The organism is Streptomyces sp. BE20 (assembly GCF_036322525.1).
Classification (GTDB): Bacteria; Actinomycetota; Actinomycetes; order Streptomycetales; family Streptomycetaceae; genus Kitasatospora.
In genome coordinates, this window is record NZ_JAQYWW010001174.1 from 1 (window position 1) to 9,572 (window position 9,572).

Sequence of the window (9,572 nt, forward strand, 5' to 3'; positions counted from 1 at the left end):
CCCGAAGACCTCGAACACGTCGCCCAGGAACTCAACGGCCGCCCACGCAAGACGCTCGGCTGGAATACCCCAGCCGAGCGTCTACGTGATCTACTCACCACCTAAACCACGTGGTGTTGCGACGACCCCCAGAACCCAAGCGGTTCCGGGCCCTCGTCGTCCGCGGGCGCGGCCTACTCGAAGGACGGGCTGGCCGTACGGGTCCGCTTGATCTCGTAGAAGCCCGGGGTGCCGGCGACCAGCAGGGTGCCGTCCCAGAGCCGCGCCGCCGCCTCGCCGCGCGGTATCGGGGTGACCACCGGGCCGAAGAACGCCACCCGCTCGCCGTCGGCGCCCTCGACCGCGATCACCGGGGTGCCGACGTCCTCGCCGACCAGCGTGATGCCCTCCTTGTGCGAGGCGCGCAGGGCCTCGTCGTACGCGTCGGTGTCCGCCGCGTCCGCCAGCTCGACCGGCAGACCCGCCGCGACCAGCGCCGCCTCGACGGTCTCCCGGTTCTGCGGCAGGCCCTGGTTGTGGAAACGGGTGCCCAGCTCGGTGTAGAGCCGGCCCAGCACCTCGTCGCCGTGCTGCTGCGCGGCGGCGATGCAGACCCGCACCGCGCCCCACGCGTTGTCCAGCAGCTCCCGGTACTTCTCCGGCAGGTCGCGGTGCTCGTTCAGCACGGAGAGGCTCATCACGTGCCAGTTCACGTCCACCGGGCGGAGCTGCTGCACCTCGATCAGCCAGCGGGACGTCATCCAGGCCCACGGACAGGCCGGGTCGAACCAGAAGTCGGCGGTCTTGCGCTCAGCGGCAGTCGTCACGGCTGTCGTCCTTCGAGAGAGATCCGGAAGTCGGTGGTGCGGGCCCGCACGGGGCATCCCACCCAGCGCCAACGCCCGCCCGACACCGCTGATTCCGGGCCGCCGCCCCGAGTTGTGCAATGGTACCGACGTGAGGGGCGTGAAAGGATGCCCCCGCGACACCACAGCGCCGCACCAACCGCACCGCCGAAGACCGCACCACCGTGCGAGCCGGACAAAGGAGTACCGCCGTGCCGGGCAAGAACCTGAGCCGCGACGAAGCCCAGCAGCGGGCCAGCATCCTGGGCGTGGACGCGTACCGGGTCCGGCTGGACGTGACCTCGGCCACCGACCCCGCGGCCGCGACCTTCCGGTCCACCACCACCGTCGCCTTCCGCTGCACCGAGCCGGGGGCGTCGACCTTCCTCGACCTGCTCGCCGCAGGCGTCCGCGCCGTCACCCTCAACGGCCGCGCCCTCGACCCCGCCACCGCCTTCGACGGCGCCCGGGTGCACCTCGACGGCCTCGCCGCGGAGAACGTCCTCGTCGTCGACGCCGACTGCGCCTACAGCCGGACCGGCGAGGGCCTGCACCGGTTCACCGACCCGGTCGACGGCGAGACCTACCTCTACACCCACTACGAGCCGGCCGACGCCCGCCGGGTCTTCGCGACCTTCGAGCAGCCCGACCTGAAGGCGCCGTTCACCTTCACCGTGACCGCGCCGGCCGCCTGGAACGTCTGGTCCAACGCGCCGCACGAGAACGTCGCCGAGGACGGTGCCGCGCGCACCTGGGAGTTCGCGCCGACCCGGCCGATCTCCACCTACCTCACCGCCGTGGTCGCCGGTCCGTACCACGTCGCCCGCGACCACTACAGCCGCACCCTCGCCGACGGCACCGTGCTGGAGATCCCGCTCTCGGCGATGTGCCGCCGCTCGCTCGCGCCCTCCTTCGACGCCGACGAGATCCTCGGCGTCACCAAGCTCGGCCTCGACTTCTTCCACGAGCAGTTCGACTACCCGTACCCCTTCGGCAAGTACGACCAGGCCTTCGTCCCCGAGTACAACATCGGCGCGATGGAGAACCCCGGCTGCGTCACCTTCCGCGAGGAGTTCGTCTTCCGTTCGAGGGTCACCGACGCCGCCTACGAGGGCCGGGCCAACGTGATCCTGCACGAGATGGCCCACATGTGGTTCGGCGACCTGGTCACCATGCGCTGGTGGGACGACCTCTGGCTGAAGGAGTCCTTCGCCGACTTCATGGGCTCGTACGGCCTGGTCGGCGCGCGGACCCGCTACTCGGGCGCGTGGGTCACCTTCGCCAACCAGCGCAAGGCGTGGGCCTACCGACAGGACCAGTTCCCCACCACCCACCCGATCACCGCGGACATCCGCGACCTGGAGGACGCCAAGCTCAACTTCGACGGCATCACCTACGCGAAGGGCGCCTCGGTGCTCAAGCAGCTGGTGGCGTACGCCGGTTCGGAGGCGTTCTTCGAGGGCGCCCGGCGCTACTTCAAGCGGCACGCCTTCGGCAACACCGAGCTCGGCGACCTGCTGGACATCCTGGAGGAGACCAGCGGCCGCGACCTCAAGTCCTGGGCCGCCGCCTGGCTGCAGACCGCGGGCGTCAACGCGCTCACCCCCGAGGTCACCGTCGACGCCGAGGGCCGGATCACCGAACTCGCCATCCACCAGGACGGCGAGGTGCTCCGCCCGCACCGCATCGCGGTCGGCCTCTACGACCGGGACGCCGACGGCGCCCTCGTCCGCACCCGGCGGATCGAGCTCGACGTCACCGAGGCCCGCACCGTCGTGGCCGAGGCCACCGGCCTGGCCCGGCCCGCGCTCGTCCTGCTCAACGACGACGACCTCACGTACTGCAAGATCCGCTTCGACGCCGAATCGCTGGAGACGCTGCGCGCCGGCCTCGGCGACATCGAGGACGACCTGGCCCGCGCGCTCGCCTGGTCCGCCGTCTGGAACCTCACTCGCGACGCCCTGATGCCGGCCCGCGACTACATCGCGCTCGTCCTGCGGTTCGCCGGCCAGGAGGCCAACATCGGCGTCCTGCAGTCGCTGCACAGCCAGGCCAAGAGCGCCGTCGACCTGTACGCCGACCCGGCCTGGCGCGGCGAGGGCGGCCGCCTCCTCGCCGACGGCGCGCTCCGCGAACTGCGCGCCGCCGCCCCCGGCAGCGACCACCAGCTGGCCTGGGCCCGGTTCCTGGCCCAGACCGCCAACGGCTCCGAGCACCTGGGCCTGGTCCGCGGCCTGCTGGCCGGCACCGCCCGGATCGACGGGCTGGAGGTCGACCAGGAGCTGCGCTGGGCGCTCTGGCTGGCGCTCGCGGCGGCCGGCCAGGCCTCCGACGAGGAACTCGCCGAGGAGCTCGCCACCGACAACACCGCCAGCGGCCGGCGCCAGCACACCCAGTGCCTGGCCGCCCGGCCGACCCCGGAGGCCAAGGCCGCCGCCTGGTCCGCCGTGATCGACTCGGACGAGCTGCCCAACGCCCTGGTCGAGGCCAACATCGCCGGCTTCGCGCTGCCCGGGCACCGCGACCTGACCTCGCTCTACGCGGCGCCCTACTTCAAGCTGCTGGAGCGGATCTGGGCCGACCGGACCATCGAGATCGCCATGCGGATCGTCGGCGGCTTCTTCCCCCAGACCCAGGTGAGCGAGGCGACGCTGGCCGAGGCGGACGGCTGGCTCGCCGGCCACCTGGACGCGGCGCCCGCGCTGCGTCGGCTGGTGCTGGAGCGCCGGGACGACCTGGCCCGGGCGCTGCGGGCGCAGGCCTGCGACCGCACCTGAGGGGCCGGACGTGCTGAACGGGCTGGGCCCGCCCCGACATCCGTCGGGGCGGGCCCAGCCCGTTCGCGTTCCGGCGGTCAGTTGCCCCGCAGTCCGCGGTCCAGGGCGGCGATCGCGCTGCCCCGGGCGTCGTCGCCGTCCAGCGACCAGACCATCACACCGGCCAGGTCGTTCCATCGCGCGTACCGGGCCTTCGCGGTGAGCACCTCGGCCGAGTCGTAGCTGTAGAAGGTGGAGCCGTCGTACCGCCAGGACGCGCCGTGGTCGCGGTCCACGTAGGTGGTGCCGGGCAGGGCGTTGATCTCCTTGTAGGAGCGGTCCGGCGCGGTGCCGGTGGCCTTCTGGTAGAGGCCGTGGCGGGCGCCGGCCGGCACACCCGTCCAGCCGTGGCCGTAGAACGGGGTGCCGAGGACGGTCTGCCGGGAGGGCAGGCCGCGCTGGGCGTAGTGGTCGACGGCCTTGTCCGCGCTGCGCTGCCGTGCGTCCGAGTCGGTCGGGTCGGAGTAGAGGTTGGCGTGGTGGTTGGCCGGGCCCTTGCCCTCCCACGGACCGTGCAGGTCGTAGGTCATCAGGTTGAGCCAGTCGACGGTCCGCGCGAGCTCGGGCAGCTCCAGCCGGTCCGCCACGGTCTCGTTGGCGGCGACGGCGGCGGTCAGCAGGTAGTGCTTGCCCTTGCCCCTGCCCTTGCCTTCGCTCGTGCCGTCGCTCGTGCCGTCGCTCGTGGCGTGCGGGCCGCGCTTGCCGCCGAGTTCGTCCAGCTGCTTGCGGAACTCGGCCATCAGCAGGGTGAAGTTGCGGCCGTCCTCGGGGCGGACGACGTTGCCGGCGTCACCGCCGCCGCCCGGGTACTCCCAGTCGACGTCGATGCCGTCGAACACCCCGGCGGCCACGCCCTTGCCGCCCTCCGGGGAGCCGGCGAGCTGCGGCACGTCGCCCTTGAGGTAGAGGTCGATGCAGGAGGAGACGAACTTCCTGCGCGCCTCGTCGGTGGCGGCCGCGTCCGAGAAGTACTTGGACCAGCTCCAGCCGCCCAGCGAGATCACGGCCCTGAGCTGCGGGTTGACGGCCTTCAGCTTGCGCAGCTGGTTGAAATGGCCCTTGAGCTTCTGGTCGGGGGCGTCGGCCACGCCGTCCACCGAGTCGGCGGCGGAGAAGGCGCGCTGGTAGTCGTTGTAGGCGTCGCCCTGGCCTGCGTCGTTGGTCTCGAAACAGGTGCCGTCCGCCGAGACGTTGCCGAAGGCGTAGTTGATGACGGTGAGCTTCCCGGCCTGGCCGGACTCCTGCACCCGCTTCGCGGAGCTGTCGGCGCCCCACTGGGTGAAGTAGCCGACGCGCTGACCCTTGAGCTGGGGACCGTGTTGGGTCCCGGCGGCGTTGGCGGTGGCGGGGGCGACGAGCAGCGCGGCGACGGTGGCGGCGGCGAGCAGGGCGGAGGAGCGAGTGGGCATACCGGACCTATTCTCTGAAGCAGCGTCAATTGGTCTGGACCAGCTGGCATAGAGATTTAGTCCATCGCGCCACGGCGCACAAGAGGACGTGCCCGGACGGGGCAGCATGCAAAAGAGGCCGGACCGCGGGAACGCGGTCCGGCCTCTCGGCAGCTGTCGGAGGATCAGCCGATCAGCGAGCGCAGCACGTACTGCAGGATGCCGCCGTTGCGGTAGTAGTCCGCCTCACCGGGGGTGTCGATGCGGACGACCGCGTCGAACTCCTTGGTGGCGCCGTCCGTGCCGACCGCGACGACCTTGACGGTCTTCGGGGTGCGACCCTCGTTGAGCTCGGTCACACCGGTGAAGGAGAAGGTCTCCTCGCCGGTCAGACCGAGGGAGTCGGCGTTCTGGCCCTCCGGGAACTGCAGCGGGAGGACGCCCATGCCGATCAGGTTCGAGCGGTGGATGCGCTCGTAGGACTCGGCGATGACGGCCTTCACGCCGAGCAGCGCGGTGCCCTTGGCGGCCCAGTCGCGGGACGAGCCGGAGCCGTACTCCTTGCCGGCCAGGACGACCAGCGGGGTGCCGGCGTTCTGGTAGTTCTGCGAGGCGTCGTAGATGAACGACACCGGCGCGTCGGCCTGGGTGAAGTCGCGGGTGTAGCCGCCCTCGGTGCCCGGCGCGATCTGGTTGCGCAGGCGGATGTTGGCGAAGGTGCCGCGGATCATCACCTCGTGGTTGCCGCGACGCGAGCCGTACGAGTTGAAGTCGCGCTTCTCCACACCGTGCTCGGTGAGGTACTGCGCGGCCGGGGTGCCCGGCTTGATGTTGCCGGCCGGGGAGATGTGGTCGGTGGTGACCGAGTCGCCCAGCTTGGCCAGGACGCGGGCGCCGGCGATGTCGTTCACCGGGCTCGGGGTCTTGGCCATGCCCTCGAAGTACGGGGGCTTGCGGACGTAGGTGGACTCGGTGTCCCACTCGAAGGTGTTGCCGGTCGGGACCGGGAGCGACTGCCAGCGGTGGTCGCCGGCGAAGACGTCCTGGTAGCCCTTGTCGAACATGGCCTCGTCGATGGAGCCGGCGACGGTGTCGGCGACCTCCTTCTCCGACGGCCAGATGTCGGCGAGGAACACGTCGTTGCCGTCGGCGTCCTGGCCCAGGGCGTCACGGGTGATGTCGATGTTCATGTTGCCGGCGAGGGCGTAGGCGACCACCAGCGGCGGGGAGGCCAGGTAGTTCATCTTGACGTCCGGGTTGATCCGGCCCTCGAAGTTGCGGTTGCCGGAGAGCACCGAGACGACCGCGAGGTCGGCCTCGTTCACCGCGGCCGAGACCTCCTCGGGCAGCGGGCCCGAGTTGCCGATGCAGGTGACGCAGCCGTAGCCGACCAGGTTGAAGCCCAGCTTCTCCATGTACGGGAGGAGGCCGGCCTTCTCGTAGTAGTCCATGACGACCTTGGAGCCGGGCGCCAGGGTGGTCTTGACCCAGGGCTGGACGCGCAGGCCCTTCTCCACGGCCTTCTTCGCCAGCAGGGCGGCGCCCAGCATGACGGAGGGGTTGGAGGTGTTGGTGCAGGAGGTGATCGAGGCGATCACGACCGCGCCGTTGTCGATCTCGTAGGACGAGCCGTCGGGGGCGGTGACGGTGGTCGGCTTCGAGGCCTCGGCCGAGTAGGTCGGCAGCGCCTCGGCGAACCTCTCGGCGGCCTCGGCCAGGATCACGCGGTCCTGCGGGCGCTTCGGGCCGGAGATCGACGGGACGACGGTGGAGACGTCCAGCTCCAGGTACTCGGAGTAGACCGGCTCGACCGACGGGTCGTGCCAGAGGCCCTGCTCCTTGGCGTACGCCTCGACCAGGGCGAGCTGCTGCTCGTCACGGCCGGTGAGCTTCAGGTAGCTGATGGTCTCGGCGTCGATCGGGAAGATCGCGCAGGTCGAACCGAACTCCGGCGACATGTTGCCGATGGTGGCGCGGTTGGCCAGCGGGATCGCGGTGACGCCCTCGCCGTAGAATTCCACGAACTTGCCGACCACACCGTGCTTGCGCAGCATCTCGGTGATGGTGAGCACCAGGTCGGTGGCGGTGGTGCCGGCCGGCAGCTGGCCGTTGAGCTTGAAGCCGACCACGCGCGGGATCAGCATGGAGACCGGCTGGCCCAGCATCGCGGCCTCGGCCTCGATGCCGCCGACGCCCCAGCCCAGCACGCCCAGGCCGTTGACCATGGTGGTGTGCGAGTCGGTGCCGACACAGGTGTCCGGGTAGGCCTGGCCGTTGCGGACCATGACGGTGCGGGCCAGGTGCTCGATGTTCACCTGGTGGACGATGCCGGTGCCGGGCGGGACGACCTTGAACTCGTCGAACGCGGTCTGGCCCCAGCGCAGGAACTGGTAGCGCTCCCTGTTGCGGCCGTACTCGATCTCGACGTTCTGGACGAAGGCGTCCGGCGTACCGAACTTGTCGGCGATGACGGAGTGGTCGATGACCAGCTCGGCCGGGGCCAGCGGGTTGATCTTGGCCGGGTCGCCGCCCAGCTCCTTGACGGCCTCACGCATGGTGGCGAGGTCGACCACGCACGGCACGCCGGTGAAGTCCTGCATGATCACGCGGGCCGGCGTGAACTGGATCTCCTGGCTCGGCTGGGCGTCGGCGTCCCAGGTGCCGAGGGCACGGATGTGGTCGGCGGTGATGTTGGCGCCGTCCTCGGTGCGGAGCAGGTTCTCCAGCAGCACCTTGAGGCTGTACGGCAGCCGCTCGGAACCCTCGACGGCGGAGAGCTTGAAGATCTCGTACGACTCGTCGCCCACCTGCAGCGAGCTGCGGGCGTCGAAGCTGTTCGCGGACACGACTGACTCCTTCTAGGTGCTTCGTGCGGTATTCCGGCCGCCACGGTGGTAAGGTCAGCCTTACTTAGGCTGACCTTGCCCGCACCGCCGGTGAGCGCCTCTCGGCAAGTATCTTGATGTCGAGATATATCGTAGAGGGCAGTTATCTCGATGTCGAGATAAACCATAGTGCATGGCGTCGGCTCCGCCACGTCGGCACCTCCTCAGTACCACGCGGGCGCCGAACCGGCACCACCCCAGGCTGCCCCCGGTTCGGACGGCCCGCTCGCCGAAGGAGCGGCACCCCCCGGTACGGTGACCGGAGAGTGACACACCGGAGCAGGCCGGGGGCCGACTGATGATCGTGGTGGACGCGTCCGCGCTGGTGCTCGCGCTGGCCGACGAGGGTGAACGCGGGGCAGCCGCCCGGGCCGAACTGGCCGCGGACGACGAGTGGGCGGCGCCCGAGCACCTCGTCATCGAGGTGATGCAGTCGCTGCGCGGCCTGTACCTGGCCCGCGAACTCACCGCCGAGCGGGTGGGCGAGCTCGCCACCGAACTGCCCGGCCTCGCGATCCGCAAGGTGCCGGTCGGACCGCTGCTCGGGCGGATCTGGGAACTCAAGGACAACCTCACGCCGGACGACGCCGCGTACGTGGCGGTGGCCGAGCAGTACGGGGTGCCGCTGGTCACGGCGGACCTGCGGCTGATGCGGGCCAGCGGGCCGCGGTGCGAGATCCGCGGCATCGGCCGGCCGGGCGGGGACGCCGGGTAGCAGGGTCGGCCGGGCCCCCGGGGAGCTCCCGGAAGCTCCCCGGGCGAGCGGGTCCGGCGGGGCCCGGGGTCGACGGGGCCGGCGTCGGAGCCCGGGGCACGTGTCCGGGGCCCGCGGGGCGTGTCCGGGGAGCGGCGGGCGGCGTTGAGCAGGGTGTCCGCTCTTGCGTGCGCCCTCCGGGAGCGCGCCCAGCCCGAGAAGGTCCGCCGATGTCCGCTCCGCTCGCCGCCGTCCTGCTCCCGCTCGCCCTGCTGGCACCCGCCGCCGTGCCGGTCTCGACCACCGACGCCGCCTTCGACCCCGCCACCGCCTTCGTCCCGCCGACCGCGATCAGCCACGCGCCGGACCTCGTTCCGTACGGCTCGCACGTACGGGTGGTGGTCGACCGCTCGGCGCCCGGCCGGACGGTACTGACCATGAGCGTGACCGGGGTCGCCGCCGACCGCGAGTTCCCGGTCCACCTGCACACCGGCCCGTGCGGGGCCGACCCGGCCGCGTCCGGCCCGCACTACCAGGACACGGTGGACCCGGTCCGCCCGTCGACCGACCCCGCCTACGCCAACGACCGCAACGAGCTGCGGCTCGCCCTGCGCACCGACGGGCACGGCGACGGCACCGCCGCGACGGTGGTGGCCTGGCAGCCCCGGGCCGGGGAGGCCCGCTCGCTGGTCCTGCACGCGGGCGGCCCGACCGACCCGACCGGCGCGCGCGGCCGGCACGGCGCGCAGGATGCGGCCGGTGCGCACGCTCAGCGCGGTCAGCACGGCGCCAACGACCGGGTCGCCTGCGTGAAGCTGGAGGAGCTCTAGTGAGCTGGTCTTGAGATCTGTGGTCGCCACGTGAGGCGCGTTGCGTTTCAGTTCTGATGTTCGCGTGGTCGTGAGTGGTGACAGGCCGTCAGAGCTGCGGTCTGCTGAGCGTATGGGTGACAGCAGACTGCAGCC

At 71.2% G+C, this 9,572-nt stretch carries 6 protein-coding genes; 3 read left to right on the top strand and 3 right to left on the bottom strand.

What is annotated here, in order from left to right; all coding sequences use genetic code 11:
• Positions 1–173: 173 nt before the first annotated feature.
• Positions 174–806 (bottom strand): DsbA family protein, encoded by a 633-nt coding sequence (locus PUR61_RS36905; RefSeq protein WP_329883936.1) that lies wholly within the window; start codon positions 804–806, stop codon positions 174–176.
• Between the two features lie 230 nt (positions 807–1,036).
• Here PUR61_RS36905 and pepN point away from each other — a divergent pair, with 230 nt between their 5' ends.
• Complete coding sequence (gene pepN / locus PUR61_RS36910; protein ID WP_329883937.1) at positions 1,037–3,601, top strand: aminopeptidase N; 2,565 nt, start codon at positions 1,037–1,039, stop codon at positions 3,599–3,601.
• A gap of 77 nt (positions 3,602–3,678) precedes the next feature.
• Here the strand turns inward: pepN and PUR61_RS36915 are convergent, their stop codons facing one another.
• Entirely contained in the window at positions 3,679–5,049 is a 1,371-nt protein-coding gene (locus tag PUR61_RS36915) for a glycoside hydrolase family 18 protein (RefSeq protein WP_329883938.1), read from the bottom strand.
• A 164-nt stretch (positions 5,050–5,213) separates the two neighbouring features.
• The gene (acnA, locus tag PUR61_RS36920) at positions 5,214–7,874 is read right to left on the bottom strand and encodes an aconitate hydratase AcnA (RefSeq protein ID WP_329883939.1); all 2,661 of its coding nucleotides are present in this window, start codon (positions 7,872–7,874) and stop codon (positions 5,214–5,216) included.
• 337 nt (positions 7,875–8,211) lie between these two features.
• Here acnA and PUR61_RS36925 point away from each other — a divergent pair, with 337 nt between their 5' ends.
• Positions 8,212–8,628: a type II toxin-antitoxin system VapC family toxin gene (locus PUR61_RS36925; RefSeq protein ID WP_329883940.1), complete on the top strand. Its 417-nt coding sequence runs from the start codon at positions 8,212–8,214 to the stop codon at positions 8,626–8,628.
• Positions 8,629–8,837: 209 nt separating this feature from the next.
• Complete coding sequence (locus PUR61_RS36930; protein ID WP_329883941.1) at positions 8,838–9,437, top strand: superoxide dismutase family protein; 600 nt, start codon at positions 8,838–8,840, stop codon at positions 9,435–9,437.
• Positions 9,438–9,572 lie beyond the last annotated feature (135 nt).

What these genes read in the sequence shown, in the direction of transcription:
- PUR61_RS36915 (WP_329883938.1), bottom strand. Translation starts at nt 5,049, where the DNA reads ATGCCCACTCGCTCCTCCGCCCTGCTCGCCGCCGCCACCGTCGCCGCG.
- PUR61_RS36925 (WP_329883940.1), top strand. Translation starts at nt 8,212, where the DNA reads ATGATCGTGGTGGACGCGTCCGCGCTGGTGCTCGCGCTGGCCGACGAG.
- PUR61_RS36930 (WP_329883941.1), top strand. Translation starts at nt 8,838, where the DNA reads ATGTCCGCTCCGCTCGCCGCCGTCCTGCTCCCGCTCGCCCTGCTGGCA.